Genomic DNA, 18,426 nt, shown 5'->3' on the forward strand with positions numbered 1-18,426 from the left:
GTTTTAGTAAGCAACGCGCGGCCAAAACCGCGCGTTGTTTGTCTGGAGTTTTAGTTTAACTTGTCTGAGGAAAACCTAATGTCCAAAATCATTAAAGTCATCGGTCGTGAAATCATCGACTCACGCGGCAACCCAACTGTTGAAGCCGAAGTTCATCTGGAAGGCGGTTTCGTCGGTCTGGCTGCAGCGCCGTCAGGTGCTTCTACCGGTTCCCGTGAAGCACTGGAACTGCGTGACGGTGACAAGTCTCGTTTCCTGGGTAAAGGCGTACTGAAAGCCGTTGCCGCAGTAAATGGCCCAATCGCTCAGGCGGTTGTGGGTAAAGATGCCAAAGACCAGGCTAACATCGACAAGATCATGATCGAGTTGGACGGTACCGAGAACAAATCCCAGTTTGGTGCTAACGCCATCCTGGCTGTCTCTCTGGCTGCTGCCAAGGCCGCCGCTGCCTCTAAAGGTATGCCGCTGTATGAGCACATCGCTGAACTGAACGGCACTCCAGGCAAATTCTCTATGCCATTGCCTATGATGAACATCATCAACGGTGGTGAGCACGCAGACAACAACGTCGACATTCAAGAATTCATGATCCAGCCTGTTGGTGCTAAAACTCTGAAAGAAGCCGTGCGTATGGGTTCTGAAGTGTTCCACACCCTGGCTAAAGTGCTGAAGTCTAAAGGCATGGGCACTTCTGTTGGTGACGAAGGTGGCTACGCGCCAAACCTGGGTTCTAACGCCGAAGCGCTGGCTGTTATCGCTGAAGCGGTAAAAGCGGCAGGCTATGAGCTGGGTAAAGACATTACTCTGGCGATGGACTGTGCAGCGTCTGAATTCTACAAAGACGGCAAATATGTTCTGGCCGGCGAAGGCAACAAAGCCTTCACTTCTGAAGAGTTCACTCACTTCCTGGAAGACCTGACCAAGCAATACCCAATCGTGTCTATCGAAGACGGCCTGGACGAATCTGACTGGGATGGTTTCGCATACCAGACCAAAGTGCTGGGCGACAAAATCCAGCTGGTGGGCGACGACCTGTTCGTGACCAACACCAAGATCCTGAAAGAAGGCATCGAAAAAGGCATCGCTAACTCCATCCTGATCAAATTCAACCAGATCGGTTCTCTGACCGAAACTCTGGCTGCAATCAAGATGGCGAAAGATGCGGGCTACACTGCGGTGATCTCTCACCGTTCAGGTGAAACCGAAGATGCTACCATCGCTGACTTGGCGGTAGGTACTGCGGCTGGCCAGATCAAAACCGGTTCTATGAGCCGTTCTGACCGCGTTGCTAAATACAACCAACTGATCCGTATCGAAGAAGCGCTGGGCAACCGCGCACCGTTCAATGGCCTGAAAGAAGTTAAAGGTCAGTAATATTACGGTTTGATTCGTTACCGAATCAGTAAGCAAACGGAGAGTGCCGTAAAGGTACTCTCCGTTTTTTTATGCCTGCGTTAAATAGATTTACCCCTCTGCAACCTGGCGAAATAATGGAGGTGAGATTTTACTTAGGCTTAAAAAATTATTTCTGCGCTAATTGTCCTGTTTTTTTGGGAGTATTTTTCTGCCTGATGACGCAAGTTTTGACATCAGTCTGGTCACTTAATAATCAATAATGGCCAGATAATGATATTAAATTATTAAAATGTTAGGAATAATCCTAACTTCAGGTAATACCCCTAAAAAGACCCATTTGTTTCAAAGTGTTTCATATGATGACAAAATAATTCTTTTGTGTTTTTAACTTACTGATATTTATTGGGTTAATTTTTCAATAATGCCGGTTTAATAAGTGTTACCAAATGTAAGTTCAATCTATTATCTACGATTGCTACGAAAAAATAGTTGTTAAGAAAAATCTTGGTTTGCTAGAATAATCTCACATGTCCACAGGGCGTCTGAGAAAGACAGTGTGACATGTCTGTTTTTAGTGAGTTTAAGCCAGTAAATAATTACTGCCAGGACTGCTTTATTGGAAAAAGTAAATTAAAAGGATTTCTTATGAAAATCAAAATGATCTCTCTCGCTTTAATTGCATTCTCTAGCGCCTCCATGGCAGATTCAGCCAATACAGTGCAATTCAAGGGTGAAGTTAGTACCCAAACCTGCTCGGTTAATATTAACGGCAATGAAGCCAACCCTGTGGTGTTACTGCAGACGGTTGCGGCCAGCTCGCTCGCTACCAAAGGTGCTACCGCTGGGGAAACGACCTTTACCGTTAACGTAACCGGTTGTACTACCGCGGCCAGCGACACCTCCATCAAAACGGTGTTTGTGGGGAATAACACGACCACCAATGGCAATCTGGGTAACACCGGTGATGCAACCAAGGTTTCTATTCAACTGCTGGATAGCGATGCCACCACGCCATTGAGCTTTGCTACGGGTTCAACGGCCACCACCAGCGCAATGACGCTGGCAACCGGCGCGACATCAACGTCGCAAGAACTGGTTGCCCGTTATTATGCCGAAGAGGCTGGGGTGACTGCAGGTTCAGTGATCGCCACTGCACAATATGCGATTACGTATAAATAACACTCTGCCGCTCTAGGTTGTTTCCGCCACCGGGCTCAAGCCTGATGGTAGGAAATAACCTGTTATCCATAATAACGCCAGCACTGTCCGAAACCTTAAGGGGTGCTGGGTTATTAGTCTTGTTGACTGGTCTCTCTTATGGCGTATACCACACGTACCTTTTCTTGTTGGGCGGCATTGCTGTTCAGCCTGACATTGCTGATTGTCGATAGCGCAGCTGCCAGCGTCACCATGCTGGGCAACCGGGTGATCTACCCCGCTCAGGCGCGCGAAAAGACGCTGCAGTTTACCAACGATGATGCTGCCCCGGCGCTGATCCAGGTCTGGCTTGATATCGATAATGACAAGTCGACGCCGGAAACGGCCGATGCCCCCTTTATCGCATCGCCACAGATTTTCCGGATGAATGCCCATAGCGGGCAAATGGTAAGGCTGATGTACACCGGGAAAGGCTTACCGACTGACCGCGAATCCCTGTTTCACCTTAACTTCCTCCAGGTGCCAGCCGTCAAACAAAGCGAAACGGATAAAAACAAGTTGGTGCTGTTGGTCAGCAATCGGCTGAAGGTGTTCTATCGGCCCGAAGGGCTGCCGGGAGAGGGTAATCAGGCAGGCAAACAGTTGCGTATCCAGCGTAATGGCAATGCACTCCAGGTCAGTAATCCTACGCCTTATTACGTCAGCATCAGCTATGCCAAAAGCGGCAATAAAAACCTGCATATTGAACCGGCCGATATGATCGCGCCTTTTTCGCAGGTGAGTTGGCCGCTAGGTTCGGCGTTCCCTAAAGGGAAACTGAAAGTGGTGCTCGGCGTTATGAATGACTATGGGGTAGAGGTTCCCGTAACGCTAGAGACGCTGCACTAAAAAAGGACAGGGAGGTCCTGATGCCGTTAAAAAACTATCCCACATTTCCGTCTCTGCTATCAACGTGCTGCCGCGGTGGCCTCTTTTTGTTCTCTCTGGGCGGGATCTCCCTGGCACAAGGCGCAACGGACGACTACGCCTTCGACGCCGATTTACTGCGTGGCAGCGTTTTCAGCAGCACGCAACTCGAACAGTTCAACCAACAGGATCTGGTAACGCCGGGCAACTATGAGGTTGAGCTGTTTACCAACGGTGTATTTGTTGAACGCAGCCAAATCCGCTTTGTTCTGGGCGACGATCGCCGCGTATTGCCGTGTTTTGAGCAGCAACAACTGGAGCGCCTTGGCCTAAAGGAAGTGCCAGCGGTGCCTGCAGAAGGCTGCCTGCAACCTGGACGCGATCTTAAAGACATTCAGGTTCAGGCCGATATGTCACAACTAAGATTGGATCTCAGCATTCCACAGAGTTTGCTGAACCATAAACCCCGTGGCAGCGTCAGCCCTGGCAGCCTGAGCAGCGGTGAATCGATGGCGTTTTTCAACTACAACGTTAACCAATATCACGTCAACTACCGCCAGGGGCAGACCAAGGACCTCAACTCCACCTTCGCCAACCTGAATGGGGGTTTTAACCTGGGGCTATGGCGTTACCGTCAGCAATCCAACTTCCGCTTTGATAATGAGTTTGGCAGCCATTGGGATACCAGCCGCCGCTATGTTCAGAGGGCGGTACTGCCGTTACGCAGTGAGGTTTTGCTGGGGGAAGGCTTTACCGACGGCCATTTCTTCGCTGGGCTGGGGTTTCGCGGCGTCCGGATGACGTCGGACGATCGTATGCTGCCGGACTCGCTGCGAGGCTATGCTCCCGTGGTGCGCGGTATTGCCAACAGTAACGCCAGAGTGACCGTCTTTCAGGGTAAAAGCCAACTGTATGAAACCACGGTGGCCCCAGGTCCCTTTGCGATTGACGATCTGTTTGCCACCAACTTCTCCGGTGACCTGACGGTGGTGGTGACAGAGGCCGATGGTAGCGTCAGTACCTTCACCGTGCCATTCTCTGCCGTTCCCCAATCCATGCGCCCCGGATCCTCACGCTATTCGGCGACTCTGGGGCGATCGCGCTTTATCGGCGATAACGACCTGTTCAGTGAGTTGACCTGGCAGTATGGTTTGAGCAACTCGGTGACGTTTAACGCGGGTAACCAGTTGGCTGATGGCTATCAGGCTTTGATGCTGGGTGGGGTCTACAGTAACTCACTGGGGGCTTTTGGTCTGGATAGCACTTTTTCCCATGCCAGCCTGCCGGAAGGCACAACCTCGGGTTGGATGCTGCACCTCTCCTATAGCAAAAGCTTTACCCCAACGGATACCACGCTTTCCATCGCCGGGTATCGTTACTCCACCGAAGGGTTTCGTGATTTGAGCGATGTGCTCGGCGTACGTCAGGCAGACAGCAGTGGACAAAGCTGGCAATCCGATTCCTATCGCCAGCAGTCGCGCTTTGAAGTTGCCGTCAATCAGGGGATTGGCTCATTGGGTAACCTGACGCTGTCAGGCTCTACCCAGGATTACCGCGATGGGCGCGGCCGGGATAATCAGCTACAGTTGGGGTGGGGCAAGGTGTTTGGCAACGGCGTCGCGTTGAACCTTTCGGTGACGCGTACCCGTAGCCTGAACGGCAACAACAGCGCCTATTACGACGGCAGCCAGCCCTATGTGAATACCAATGATTTCGCGAGTACCAATACCTCGCAAACCGTTAGTTCGCTCTCGGTTTCCTTTCCTCTTGGTCGCTCTTCTTCTGCGCCAACGGCATCGTTGTTCTCTAACCATAGTCAGGGGCAGGGAGGGAGCTATCAGGCGGCGATCTCGGGCAACGTGGGGGAGACGCAGCAGGTCGGTTATGGGCTTAATTTCACTACCGACGATAATAACCATAACAGCATCTGGGGGGGTAACCTGCAAACCCGCCTGCCTTATGCCAGTGCTACCGGCTCGGTTTCAGCATCCAGCCAATATTGGCAGGGATCGGCTGCGCTGCAGGGGGCTGTGGTTGCCCATCGCGGTGGGGTCACGCTTGGGCCTTATGTTGGGGACACCTTTGCCCTGATTGATGCTCCTGGTGCGCGTGGTGCGCAAGTGATGGATGGGCAGGGCGCTCGTGTCGATCGTTTCGGCTATGCGCTGGTTCCTTCGCTGGTGCCCTATCATTTCAATACTGTGGCTCTGAATCCGCAGGGGATGAGCAGCAAGGCAGAATTGGAAGATGGGCAACAGCGTGTGGCACCTTTCGCAGGAGCCACGGTGCGAGTGCACTTCAAGACGATACGGGGTCAGGCTGTGCTGATCAAAGTTCAGCGGCCGGATGGCAGTATAATCCCGATGGGTACCTCGGTCTTTGATGAGAACAATAACGATGTCGGCATGGTTGGCCAGGCCAATCAGATCTATCTGCGCAGTGATAAACCGCAAGGGAAATTGACCTTACGCTGGGGAGAAGGGGCGACTGAACGATGCAGTCTGCCCTATAAATTACCCCCGGCAAGCGATGAGCCGCTCCTGCTGCTGAAGGCGACATGCCGCTGATTCACCGATTATTCACCGGAGGTTATTCCATGAAGTTATTTTTACTGCTGCGGTTGGCGCTGTTGGGGAGCCTACTTGCTGGGATCAGCTTACCAGCGGCGGCCAGATGTACCCGTGTTTCGCCAGCCATCGACTCCGGTTGCGACGCCTGTGGCGTCGGTGTCGGCCTGGGGCGTATCAACCTGACCAGCACTTACCTGCAGCCCGTAGGCACGCCGCTGGGCAGTAGCGTGTTTGATTTCACCTCCGGCGTCCGTTACCCGGATCCGAACAAAGTCTTGTATCAGTGCGATACCAGTGACGTCGGGCAGATTTTTGAAGTGTTTGCCACCAACGGTGATGACCGGGTAGGGGGCTATTATGATTTAGGGGCGGTGGACGGCAACCCCAATTATTATGCCACCTACTTTCCCTATGTCGGCATTCGGCTAACCCATCTGGATTCGGGCAAGGTATTTACCCGTTACTGGCAGGCAACGCCGATCACCCGCTACGCCACGGTGGGTGACAAGATCCAGATCCGGGTCAAGGATTTCAGCCCCATCCGGGCAGATCTGATCCGCATCAGTTCGCTCCCTGGCCGTGGTGCCAGTAACTACTGTGGTTACAGTGCGTCTAATCCGCTGAGTGGCATGGCTTCAACCACCGGTAATTCGAACTATACTTGCATCCAGCCTAATGGCTATGTGACCTTCCAAGGGCCCGGTATTGCGTCTGATCCTATCGGTAGTGATTCGGCCACCAACTATTCGACCTGGGGAACTGGGCGTTGGAACGCGATGGGGATGGGAACGTCGCCGATTTCTTCCCTTTCTTATACAGCCACCTGTGTGGCACGCAACGTCACGCCGCTGGTGATCCTGCCAACGCTTTCCGTCGGCCAATTAACCGCAGGGCGAACTTCTCAGGCCCAGTTCACCATCAATATTGAATGTGATAATGCAGCCGTTTCGGGGATTAGCACCAATCGTACCGCCCTGGGCCTGCAAGTCCCTTATGCCAGCTTTGCTCTGGCGCAACAGCTTGGCCTGGTCAACGCCAGCGGTGGCGTAAGCTATCTGCTCTCTGACGGTTATGGCACGGACAGCAGTGTAGCGACCGGCGTGGGAATTGCGCTTTCCAACAGCAGCAACGGTACGCCAATGAACTTTGTCGGCTGGGCTCGTTGTAGTGCTGGCCAGTGCCCGCAGGGTAACAATGCGGGGTGGTACCCTGTTCTTGATGGCGCAAGCAACGGGGGCAGCACCGCGACGGGGTATACCCATTACACCACGCAGTTGACAGCCACATTATCACGCTTGCCGGGCCAGACCGTTACGGCGGGTAAGGTTGATGCCAAGGCTTACGTTTGGGTTAAGGTACAATAAGATCATGAAGAAAATCGTCTGTACGTTACTGCTGCTCGGTGGTTTGTTACCCGCAATGCTGGCTCAGGCCGGTATTATTGCCTCCGCGACGCGAGTGATTTTTCGCGAGGGCGATAATGAAAAAAGCTTGATGCTCCTCAATACCAACGACTACCCGATCGTGGTACAAACCTGGGTAGACGATGGGGATGTCAATGCGGCCCCCGAACAATCAACAGCGCCTTTTGTCAGCTTGCCTGCGGTATTTAGCATGCAGCCCAAGACCATGAAAGGGCTGAGGCTGATTTATAACCAGCAGTCACTGCCAACGGATAGGGAATCGGTCTTCTGGATTAATCTGTACGAAATCCCACCGACGCGCCCTGTGATCCCCCCGCTACAGCCTAGCGTGACTATGGCGATGAACACCCAGATGAAGATATTCTATCGGCCCAAGGCGGTGGTCGCGGCCGAGAAGGATGCGCCTAAGCCGGTGTTCACCCTGAAAAAGGAAGATAATCATTACGTCTTGCAGTGCGATAACCCGTCGCCGGTTTATCTCTCTTTTTCCCGTCTTGCGCTGCGCATTGGCCAGCAGGATTATCCGGTGCAACAAGAGAGCGATATGATGACGCCGCCTTACGGCAGTAAGCAGTATCGGATTAATGATATTGTTCAATCAGGGGCTATCTCTTCAGCGATGGTCAACGCCGCCATTATCGATGATCAGGGTAATGCGGTCGATCAGCAATATACCGTACGGAAATAACAGTCCGCACCTTGCAGCCAAATTGAGAATAAGATGATACCCAATAAACATCAGATCGAACTTGAATTGGCACAACGAGCCAGCAAGATAAGAAGCTCGGGGCGGTTCCATCAGGCGATAATTAAACACGGCGTGATGATAGATGAAACCTATAGGAATCATCCTATGTTCTATAAAATCATCTTTCGTAACAGCCGCTTTATTATCTGTTCGACTCTGCTGGCCATCTATTACAACCAAAGCGAGGCAGCCCTGAAGGATGTCAAAGCCTTTTTTAAAGGCAAAGATATTATCAGCGAGAACGCGTTGGATTCGTTTCTGTTCTTCCTGCGCGTTGGGCGCTGGCTAGAGGTCAAGAAGGACGATCAAGACCGGCGCACGCTGTTGTTTAGGCCTACCCCGAATGCCCTGCGCCAAACCCATGAGCTGGTTTCCTCAATGGCGTTGCCCTATCAAACGTTAGCCCCCGAGATCCCGGTTGCCGAGCTGCTGGATCAGAGCTGGTTTTTACCTGCATTCTTCAAGGTTTACGGCCAACTGATGATACAGGAGATCTATCTGAACGATCTGGTACCACAGGCCGCATTGTTTATTACTAAAGATGCGGGCCATATGGTGTTGCTGATGCTATTTATGGAAAGTATCCGCCACAATTCCCACATGCTGTTTTTGTCCTCGGCGGAGATCGCCAAGTTTAGCTCGGTGTCCCGTACGCATATCAATCGGATCCTGCTGGCGGCGGAAAAATCGGGCTTGCTTACCACCAAAAATAACGTGCTGATTGAGTTAAATAGCTCGTTTATTGAGATGGCAGAGCGCTATTTTAGCCTGTATATGGCGATGGTGGGGTATAGCCTGGATGGAGCATGTCAGCAGCATAATAACTAGATCTGCCAAGAAAACCAGGACAGTGATATAGCTGCAATATGCAATTTATAGCATTCAACTAATGATCGTGTTATTTATTTCAATGCTCATAACGCCATGATTTTATTGGTGTAATAAAAATCCTATTTTTATATTCTTTTTTGTTATGTCTTATAGCTGTGAGCTACTAGACTCTTAGTTCTATCAGAGAAATATCTGCTCCCCCTCGATTAAATACCTTAAATAGAGCCGGTGGAATAATGCCATTGGCTATCGTACTTTGTTGCATACAGACTGAGAGGTTGGAATGCGAAGTAGGATAATTATTGTAGGTGGTGGTACGGGAGGTACCATACTTGCCAATCTATTGGCCGCCAAGTTACACCGGGAGGTTATCAATAATCAGGTTGAAGTCATGATGATTTCTGACTCAGCGGTACATTATTACAAACCCGCGTTTATGTATGTCGCCTTTAATGCTTTTTTCAAACAAGAACTGACCAGGCCACAGCAAAGCCTATTACGGCCAGAGATACAGTTTATTGTTGATAAGGTTGAACAATTCGATTTATCCCAGCGTTGTATTTATACCCGCAGTGGCAATCAATATCACTACGACTTTTTAGTCTTTGCCACAGGCTGCGTACCCTGGCCTGAACAAATTGAAGGATTGGCCCAGGCGGGCGATCACTTTTACCAATATCAGGCGGCTCGCCAGTTGGCGCAAAAGCTGGCCACTATTGAGAAAGGGCGCATTTTTATCACGGTGTCGTTCCCGCAAACGCCCAACGTACCGCACCAATGTGGTATTGCCCCGATAGAAACTACCCTGATGCTGGATGACTACTTGCGGCGGCGCGGGGTGCGTAACAAGGTTGAAATTGTTTATACCTACCCGACCATTTCACAGCTCCTGCGTAACTGCCTGTTCCTGCAACGCCCCACCGGCGAGGCTCTGCCCAGCATTTTTGCGGCCCGCGATATCAAGCATCAGCGCGGTTTTACCCTGAGCAAAGTGGACAGCGAACGGCGCATTGCCTATTCCACCGAGGGCGACGAACAACCCTTCGACATCCTGATGGCTACCCCGCCGATCCGTGCGGTGGAAGCGGTGCGCAACACCGGGTTGAGCGATATCGATAACGGCGAAGGCTGGCTCCCTACCGATCACCAGACGTTGCAGGTTTATGGACAGCCGGGCGTTTATGTGATTGGCGATACCGTCGATCTGCCGGTCAGCAAGGCGGGCGGTTCCTGCCATAACCAGGCCCCGGTGATTGCCGACAATATCGTCGCGGAACTGCGCTTAGGCCAGCCCCATACCCATTACGACGGCAAGGTACAGGCCATCGCCCAAATGGGACTACAGGCCGGTATGCCGTTGGTTTACGACTATCGCCATGACGTGATCCCCACACCTGCCACTAAGCTGGGCGGCATGCTGCGCAACGGGTTTAACCGTGGCCTGTACTGGGCCACCGTACGCGGACTGATTTGAACGGAGGAAATATGGACTCATCGCAAGCACAGCCGTTAGATGCCCTGTTGGCCAAGCTCGATCCACTGCTGGCGACTGGCAGGCTGGATAACGTGGTCGATCTGCTGTCGTTGCTGTCTGACATAACGGATATTGCGGACAACGCGCTGGTGGAAAAACTGGCCGGAGTGTTCGAAGGCGTGGTCGCTGCGGGTTGGGAGGGAGGCATGGCGCTGAAGATGGCGCATAGCGAGCTGCAATTAAACACTTCGCCCGCCAACTACCGTTCGGTTTATGCGCTGCTGCGCCAGCCGGACACGCTATTGGGATTGATGCTGGTATTGCGCACGTTGCAAATCATCGGCCAGCGTTTGCGAACCTCCGCGTTGCCAGCAGAAAGCTGACGGCAACTCTTGGGCGAGTAAACCTGCCACAGCAGCCACCAGCCTCATGAATCGAGGCTGGTGGGCTGGGTTTTAGTGGCTTTCTGTTGAGACTACGGCAGGGGTTTCCCCACCTTTTTTGCGTACCCACAGCGTATAAGCCAGCGTCAGGAAGGCTACCCAGACTAGCCCGACATACAGCGCGATACGGCTTTCCTCGAAGTATCCGAGCAGGCCGATCACGAACACCATAAACGCCGTTGCCAATGCAGGAGCTACTGGCCACCAAGGTACTGGGAAGCTCAGTTTGGCCACTTCATCTTTAGTGAGCGTGCGGCGCATGGCGATCTGCGACAGCAGGATCATCAGCCACACCCACACCGTGGCAAAGGTGGCGATGGAGGCAATGATGATAAAGATCTGTTTGGGGATCAGATAGTTGAGCACTACGGCCAGCAGCAGGGCAATGGACATCACCAACACCGTCATCCAAGGTACGCCGTTACCGGTCAGCTTGGTGAAGGCCTTAGGTGCTTGCCCATCTTGCGCCATGCCGTACATCATGCGGCCAGCGCCGAAGATGTCGCTGTTGATAGCGGAGATGGCGGCGGTGATCACCACTACGTTCAACACGTTAGCCGCCGAGCTGATGCCCATATGGCTGAAAATCTCGACAAACGGGCTACCGTTCTGGCCGATGCTGTTCCAGGGATAGATAGACATCAACACCAGCAGGGTCAGCACGTAGAACAACAGGATACGGACCGGCACGGCGTTGATCGCCTTGGGCAGTACCTTGGCGGGATCTTTGGCTTCGCTGGCGGTGATACCGATAATTTCAATCCCGCCGAAGGCAAACATCACCACCGCCAGGGAGGCAATAACGCCACCGATGCCGTTAGGCATAAAGCCGCCGTGTTGCCACAGATTGCTGAAGCCGGTCGCTTGCTGCGTGACACCGAAGCCGAACAACATCACGGCGGCCCCACCAATGATCATCGCCACGATGGCGGCAACTTTGACCAGCGACAGCCAGAACTCCATCTCGCCAAACACTTTGACGCTGCACAGGTTAAGCGCGCCGATAAACAGAATGATGCTCAGCACCCAGACCCATTGCGCGACATCCGGGAACCATAGCCCCATATAGATGCCGAAGGCCGTTACGTCGGCCAGGGCCACGATCACCATTTCAAAGGTATAAGTCCAACCGGTGAGGAAGCCCGCCAGCGGGCCGAGGTAATGGCTGGCATAGTGGCCGAACGAGCCGGAGACGGGCTGATGTACCGCCATCTCCCCCAAGGCACGCATTACCATAAATACCGCCGCGCCACCCACCAGATAGGCAAGCAGTACGGCCGGGCCAGCCAGTTGAATAGCGCCAGCGGAACCATAGAACAGACCGGTACCGATGGCCGAACCCAGGGCCATAAAGCGGATATGTCGCGCGTTCAGGCCACGCCGGAGCTGGGGTTTCTCATTACGCATGTTGCTTCTCCGTTTTAATCATATTGTTGTCGGACAGGCAGCGCTATCCGCACAGGGGGAACGAACCCCGGCGGGATAGAGGACGAATTGTGCAGGGTAATAGGCCGTGCCCCAGACTGACGGAGCACGGCCTAAAGGCGTTACGCCTGGCTAGGTAACAAGGTGGCTGGGATCAGCGCGGTCAGATGGCCTGCTGCCAACAGTTGGCTGGCTGCTTCGATATCGGGGGCGAAGAACCGATCCTTATCGTAGTAGGCGACATGCTCGCGCAGCAGATGCCGAGCCTGCTCCAGCCCTGCGGTGGTTTGCAGACCGTTACGCAGATCCAGCCCCTGACAGGCCGCTAGCCATTCTACAGCCAGAATGCCGCGGACGTTATCCGCCATTTCCCACAGGCGGCGGCCCGCTGCCGGTGCCATCGAGACATGGTCTTCCTGGTTGGCCGAGGTTGGGATACTGTCAACGCTGGCCGGGTGTGCCAGTGCCTTGTTCTCGCTGGTCAGCGCGGCGGCGGTGACCTGGGCAATCATAAAGCCGGAGTTCACCCCGCCGTTATCCACCAGGAACGGTGGCAACTGCGACATGTGTTTATCCATCATCAGTGAAATACGGCGCTCGGAGAGTGAACCGATTTCGGCAAACGCCAGCGCCAGGTTATCGGCAGCCATGGCTACCGGTTCGGCGTGGAAGTTGCCACCGGACAGCACATCGCCCTGTTCGGCAAACACCAGCGGGTTATCGGAAACGGCGTTGGCCTCAATCTCCAGCACTTCTGCGGCCTGGCGGATCTGCGTCAGGCAGGCACCCATCACCTGCGGTTGGCAGCGCAGGGAGTAAGGATCCTGCACTTTTTCGCAGTTGGCGTGTGAGTCTGACACGGCGCTACGTGCGCCAAGCAGGTGGCGATAAGCGGCGGCGGCGTCGATCTGCCCACGCTGGCCACGTACTTCGTGAATGCGTGGATCGAACGGGCTACGAGATCCCAGTGCGGCTTCCACGGTCAGGCTGCCGGTTACGGTGGCGGCAGCAAACAGATCTTCAGCATCAAACAGGCCACGCAGCGCAAAGGCGGCGGAAACCTGGGTGCCGTTCAGCAGTGCCAAGCCTTCTTTGGCTGCCAGCGTTAACGGTTTCAGACCCGCTTTGGCCAGTGCCTCGGTAGCCGGTAACCACTCGCCCTGATAGCGGGCTTTACCTTCACCCAACAACACCAGACTCATGTGTGCCAGTGGGGCCAGATCGCCTGAAGCACCAACGGAGCCTTTCAGCGGGATATGCGGATACACTTCGGCATTCACCAGCGCCATCAGCGCCTGGATCACCTCCAGACGGATGCCGGAGAAACCACGCGACAGGCTGTTGATTTTGAGCACCATAATCAGGCGCACCAGGCTGTCATCCGTAGGCGCACCTACACCGGCCGCATGTGACAGCACGATGGAACGTTGCAGGTTCTCCAAATCTTCGCGGGCGATACGGGTGGAGGCCAGCAGGCCAAACCCGGTATTGATGCCGTAAGTGGTACGGTTCTCTTCCACAATGCGTTCCACGCAGGCCACGCTTTGCTGGATAGCGCCGTAGGCGTTGTCGTCCAGCGTCAGGGTGACCGGGTGCTGATAAACCTGGCGCAGTTCGGCAAGCGTCAGCTTACCTGGGCGGATAGTCAGAGCGTTCATGCTTTTTCTCCCTGAGTAGCGGCAACCATTGGCAGGTTCAGACCTTGCTCGCGGGCGCAGTCGATGGCGATCTCGTAACCCGCATCGGCATGACGCATGACGCCGGTGGCCGGATCGTTATGCAGCACGCGGGCGATACGCTCGGCGGCTTCATCGGTGCCGTCACAGACGATCACCATGCCAGAGTGTTGGGAGAAGCCCATGCCGACGCCGCCGCCGTGGTGCAGAGAAACCCAGGTGGCACCGCTGGCGGTGTTGAGCAGGGCGTTGAGCAACGGCCAGTCGGATACGGCATCAGAGCCGTCTTTCATTGATTCGGTTTCACGGTTCGGGCTGGCAACTGAGCCGGAATCCAGGTGGTCACGGCCAATGACGATTGGAGCAGAAAGTTCGCCGCGGCGTACCATCTCGTTAAACGCCAGGCCCAACTTGGCACGCTGGCCCAGGCCGACCCAGCAGATACGGGCTGGCAGACCCTGGAAGCTGATGCGCTCACGCGCCATATCCAACCAGCGGTGCAGGTGCTCATCGTCTGGGATCAGCTCTTTGACCATGGCGTCGGTCTTGTAAATATCCTGCGGATCGCCAGACAGCGCAGCCCAACGGAACGGACCGACGCCACGGCAGAACAGTGGGCGAATATAGGCAGGCACAAAGCCCGGGAAGTCAAAGGCGTTATCAACGCCCATCTCTTTGGCCATCTGGCGGATGTTGTTGCCGTAGTCGAAGGTAGGTACGCCCATTTTCTGGAACGCCAGCATGGCTTCTACGTGTTCGGCCATCGACTGTTTGGCGGCCTTCACCACTACCGCAGGTTCGGTTTGTGCGCGGCGGCGATACTCTTCCCAGTTCCAGCCTTTTGGCAGGTAACCGTTGAGCGGATCGTGGGCGCTGGTCTGGTCGGTGACCATGTCCGGGCGTACGCCGCGCTTGACCAGCTCCGGCAGGATTTCTGCCGCGTTGCCACACAGGGCAATCGAGATGGCTTTGCCTTCGGCGCAGTATTTTTTCAGGCGCGCCAGTGCGTCATCCAGATCGGTGGCCTGCTCATCGACATAGCGGGTTTTCAGGCGGAAATCGATGCGGCTCTGCTGGCATTCGATATTAAGTGAACTGGCTCCAGCCAAAGTGGCGGCCAGTGGTTGTGCGCCACCCATACCACCTAGACCGGCGGTCAGCACCCAGCGGCCTTTCAGGCTGCCGTCGTAATGCTGGCGGCCAGCTTCGACGAAGGTCTCGTAAGTGCCTTGTACGATGCCCTGGCTACCGATGTAGATCCAGCTGCCAGCGGTCATCTGGCCATACATCGCCAGGCCCTTGGCATCCAGTTCGTTAAAGTGTTCCCAGGTTGCCCAGTGAGGCACCAGGTTGGAGTTGGCAATCAGCACGCGCGGGGCGTTACTGTGCGTTTTGAACACGCCGACCGGCTTGCCGGACTGCACCAGCAAGGTTTCGTCGTCTTCCAAAGTCTTGAGGGTGGCAACAATCTTGTCGTAACAGTCCCAATCACGGGCTGCGCGGCCGATACCGCCATAAACGACCAGTTCGTGTGGATTTTCAGCCACTTCAGGATCGAGGTTGTTCATCAGCATGCGCAGCGGCGCTTCGGTCAGCCAGCTTTTGGCGTTTAATTGTGTGCCGCGGGGCGCGCGAATATCAACATGGCGAACTTTGTTATTTGCAGTCACAGCTAGTTCCTCAAACAGTATCGGTACAAATCTCATCTTATGACGGCAACTCACAGGCCATAACAATGAGTGGGGTTTATTAACATATACTTGTATGTACAAGCATATGCAACAGCGGTGACAATTTGAGAAAAATGGCATAAGCAAATGTTATTTGTATTTAAAATCATGTGATTACATCCATTTTTTGTATTGAGTCCATTAGCCGAACGTGGCAAAACAGTGAGCTACTCTACAAAAATGAATTAAAATAGTGTCATTTTTGAGCGACAAATCACAATAATTTTACATATAGATTACAACTAAGCGGGAGCGATAAAAAAAACGTATTACGGGCGGGGAGGAGGCAAGGATGCGTAGGGCGCTGCATACAGCGCCCATTAACATAATCAATAGGTTAGATGGCCGTTTGCAGTGCACTCGGACGCGTCATTTTAAATACCGTGGCCAGGCTGGCTAACAGAGCCGGAATAGCCAGGAACATCAAAATACTCTGTACCTGCCAATCCATCGCCAGTAGGTGAGCGGCCATCATGGTGCCAGCCACGCCACCAAAGCGGCCAATGCCCTGCATCCAGGCAATACCGGTAGCGCGGCTGTGCGTTGGGTAGTAGGTGGCAGCCAGGGTTTGCAGGCCGGATTGCGCGCCGTTCATGGTAATGCCCATCAGGAAGATAAAGGCGCCGAGCAGCACGATCTGGCTATCCTCGGTGGCCATCGCCACAATCAGCAGGGCGCTGATGGCAAAGCCGGTGGAAACCACCTTGTGGGCATTCCAGCGGTCCATCAACCAACCGGCCATCAGGATCCCCAGCGTTCCGCCGAAGGTGAACAGCGACGTCAGGATCGCAGACTGCTCAAGCTGATACCCCAGCCCTTGCATCAACAGCGGCATCCAGCTCAACAATACGTAGTAGATCACCAACCCCATAAAGTAGGTGAGCCACAGCATCAGTGTCCCCACCAGGTAGGGGCGGCTGAACAGCAGGCCGACGCTGGTCTTCGACAGGGCCAGCTTGTCTTCATACAGGTAGAAACGGGTGATATGGCTGATGTTGTGGCTGATAAAGCGTTGGGCAATCTGTTTGATTTTAGCGGCATCCTGACCACGGTTAACCATGTATTTCACCGATTCCGGCAGCAGCAGGATCAACAGCACGGTGAGCAATAGCGGGGCAATGGCCCCCAGCAGCAACACGCTGTGCCAGCCGTAAGCAGGGATCAGCCAGGAAGAGATGGCGCCACCGCCTGCCGCTCCCAGCGGAAAGCCGCAGTACATGGTGTTAATGGCCAGCGATCGGCAGCGCTGCGGAGCATATTCGGAGATCAGCGTAATGGCGTTTGGCATGGCGGCACCCAGCCCAAGCCCGGTGAGGAAGCGCCACAGCGTCAGGCTATTGAGTGAACCCGCGTAGGCGGTGGCCAGGCTGGAAAGGCCAAAGAACAGGCAGGAGAACACCAGCACCCGTTTGCGGCCAACGCGGTCAGAAATCGGCCCGGCAACCAGGGCTCCCAACGAAAGGCCAAGCAGCGCCGCGCTTAATACCGGCCCCAGATCCTGTTTCACGATCCCCCAGTCTTTGGCCACCGAAGGGGCGATATAGCCCATCGCCGCCGTATCGTAACCGTCAATTGCCAGGATCAGGAAACCCAGGATGATCAGGGTCCAGTGAAACAGCGAAAATTTGCTGTCGTCGATAGCCTGCTGAATATTCAACTCGGTGGAATGGGCCATAGTTTCCTTAAACGCAGATAGGATGTTGATGGATCGTCGGAACTGCGCCCGACTTGTGCCTGCCTGTCTATACATCTGCGTCACAGGCGCTTTTATGTCAAATATTTTTGTTTTAAATGTTAATTTTATGTTTGTTTTGAGCGGTGGATAACATCGGTGGTTGGTGTTAAGTCTGCAATAAACGTCACCCATTAGCGGGTTAACCGGAGAAAGCTGCTGGGCACCGCCGAACGGACAAAATTTAATACACTTTTCCAGGTTTGGTCGCCCGGTCGGGATCTGCGATAATGCGTCTTTACCTAGACAGATTGAGAAAGCGATGCAGTACCCGATTAATGAGATGTTCCAGACTTTGCAGGGCGAAGGCTATTTCACCGGCGTTCCGGCCATTTTTATTCGCCTACAGGGTTGCCCGGTGGGATGCAGCTGGTGCGATACCAAACACACCTGGGAAAAGGACGCCGATCGGGAAGTGGATATGCAACGCATCCTGGTGAAAACTGCCGAGAGTGATGCCTGGGGGAGCGCCAGTGCAGAACAGTTGCTGGAGGTAGTCGAACAGCAGGGCTATACCGCACGCCATATCGTGATCACCGGCGGTGAGCCGTGCATCTACGATCTGATCCCGTTGACCAGGCTGTTCGAGAATGCAGGCTTCGGTTGCCAGATCGAAACCAGCGGCACCCATGAAGTCCTCTGTTCCCCCAATACCTGGGTTACCGTTTCACCCAAAGTGAATATGCGCGGTGGTTTGAAGGTAGTAGAGCAGGCGCTGATGCGGGCCGATGAGATCAAGCATCCGGTGGGGCGTGAACGTGATATTGAGGCATTGGATGAGCTGCTGGCAACGTTGCACGACGAAAAACACCGCATTATCGCTTTGCAGCCGATCAGCCAGAAAGAAGAGGCGACGCGGTTGTGTATTGAGACCTGCATTGCCCGCAACTGGCGGCTTTCGATGCAGACGCATAAGTATTTGAATATCGCTTAAGACCTGCCCCTCACCCCAA

The 18,426-nt window shown here is 54.1% G+C and carries 14 protein-coding genes; 10 read left to right on the forward strand and 4 right to left on the reverse strand.

The features are described 5' to 3' along the window. The first annotated feature begins 78 nt into the window (after positions 1–78). From eno to N6G83_RS48625, 9 genes are all read left to right on the forward strand, one after another. Entirely contained in the window at positions 79–1,374 is a 1,296-nt protein-coding gene (gene eno, locus N6G83_RS48585; protein ID WP_024529808.1) for a phosphopyruvate hydratase, read from the forward strand. A 627-nt stretch (positions 1,375–2,001) separates the two neighbouring features. After that, the gene (locus tag N6G83_RS48590; RefSeq protein ID WP_024529809.1) at positions 2,002–2,535 is read left to right on the forward strand and encodes a fimbrial protein; all 534 of its coding nucleotides are present in this window, start codon (positions 2,002–2,004) and stop codon (positions 2,533–2,535) included. Between the two features lie 138 nt (positions 2,536–2,673). Beyond that, positions 2,674–3,402 carry a molecular chaperone gene (locus N6G83_RS48595; protein WP_024529810.1) on the forward strand — a complete coding sequence of 243 codons (729 nt, stop codon included), beginning with the start codon at positions 2,674–2,676 and terminating at the stop codon, positions 3,400–3,402. A 20-nt stretch (positions 3,403–3,422) separates the two neighbouring features. Next, the gene (locus N6G83_RS48600) at positions 3,423–5,987 is read left to right on the forward strand and encodes a fimbria/pilus outer membrane usher protein (RefSeq protein WP_211136169.1); all 2,565 of its coding nucleotides are present in this window, start codon (positions 3,423–3,425) and stop codon (positions 5,985–5,987) included. Between the two features lie 29 nt (positions 5,988–6,016). Continuing rightward, a complete protein-coding gene (locus N6G83_RS48605) occupies positions 6,017–7,354 on the forward strand; it encodes a fimbrial protein (RefSeq protein WP_211136170.1) in 1,338 nt (445 codons plus the stop codon). A 4-nt stretch (positions 7,355–7,358) separates the two neighbouring features. After that, a complete protein-coding gene (locus tag N6G83_RS48610; protein ID WP_024529813.1) occupies positions 7,359–8,102 on the forward strand; it encodes a molecular chaperone in 744 nt (247 codons plus the stop codon). A 165-nt stretch (positions 8,103–8,267) separates the two neighbouring features. Next, a complete protein-coding gene (locus N6G83_RS48615) occupies positions 8,268–8,990 on the forward strand; it encodes a hypothetical protein (protein ID WP_233169569.1) in 723 nt (240 codons plus the stop codon). Positions 8,991–9,276: 286 nt separating this feature from the next. Then, entirely contained in the window at positions 9,277–10,467 is a 1,191-nt protein-coding gene (locus tag N6G83_RS48620) for an FAD/NAD(P)-binding oxidoreductase (RefSeq protein WP_211136171.1), read from the forward strand. A gap of 11 nt (positions 10,468–10,478) precedes the next feature. Beyond that, positions 10,479–10,850 carry a hypothetical protein gene (locus N6G83_RS48625; protein ID WP_024529816.1) on the forward strand — a complete coding sequence of 124 codons (372 nt, stop codon included), beginning with the start codon at positions 10,479–10,481 and terminating at the stop codon, positions 10,848–10,850. A gap of 72 nt (positions 10,851–10,922) precedes the next feature. On the opposite strand, the gene N6G83_RS48630 is transcribed toward N6G83_RS48625, so the two are convergent. The 4 genes from N6G83_RS48630 to N6G83_RS48645 form a co-directional block, all read right to left on the reverse strand. Beyond that, on the reverse strand, positions 10,923–12,317 hold the full coding sequence (locus N6G83_RS48630) for an amino acid permease (RefSeq protein ID WP_211136172.1): 1,395 nt from the start codon (positions 12,315–12,317) through the stop codon (positions 10,923–10,925). Between the two features lie 140 nt (positions 12,318–12,457). Beyond that, entirely contained in the window at positions 12,458–13,993 is a 1,536-nt protein-coding gene (hutH, locus tag N6G83_RS48635; protein WP_024529818.1) for a histidine ammonia-lyase, read from the reverse strand. Beyond that, positions 13,990–15,681 (reverse strand): urocanate hydratase, encoded by a 1,692-nt coding sequence (hutU, locus tag N6G83_RS48640; RefSeq protein ID WP_024529819.1) that lies wholly within the window; start codon positions 15,679–15,681, stop codon positions 13,990–13,992. The genes hutH and hutU overlap by 4 nt, the downstream gene beginning before the upstream one ends. A gap of 397 nt (positions 15,682–16,078) precedes the next feature. After that, a complete protein-coding gene (locus N6G83_RS48645) occupies positions 16,079–17,416 on the reverse strand; it encodes an MFS transporter (protein WP_024529820.1) in 1,338 nt (445 codons plus the stop codon). Positions 17,417–17,735: 319 nt separating this feature from the next. Here N6G83_RS48645 and queE point away from each other — a divergent pair, with 319 nt between their 5' ends. Further along, the gene (queE, locus tag N6G83_RS48650) at positions 17,736–18,407 is read left to right on the forward strand and encodes a 7-carboxy-7-deazaguanine synthase QueE (RefSeq protein ID WP_024529821.1); all 672 of its coding nucleotides are present in this window, start codon (positions 17,736–17,738) and stop codon (positions 18,405–18,407) included. Positions 18,408–18,426 lie beyond the last annotated feature (19 nt).

Source organism: Serratia sp. PL7 (genome assembly GCF_945957435.1).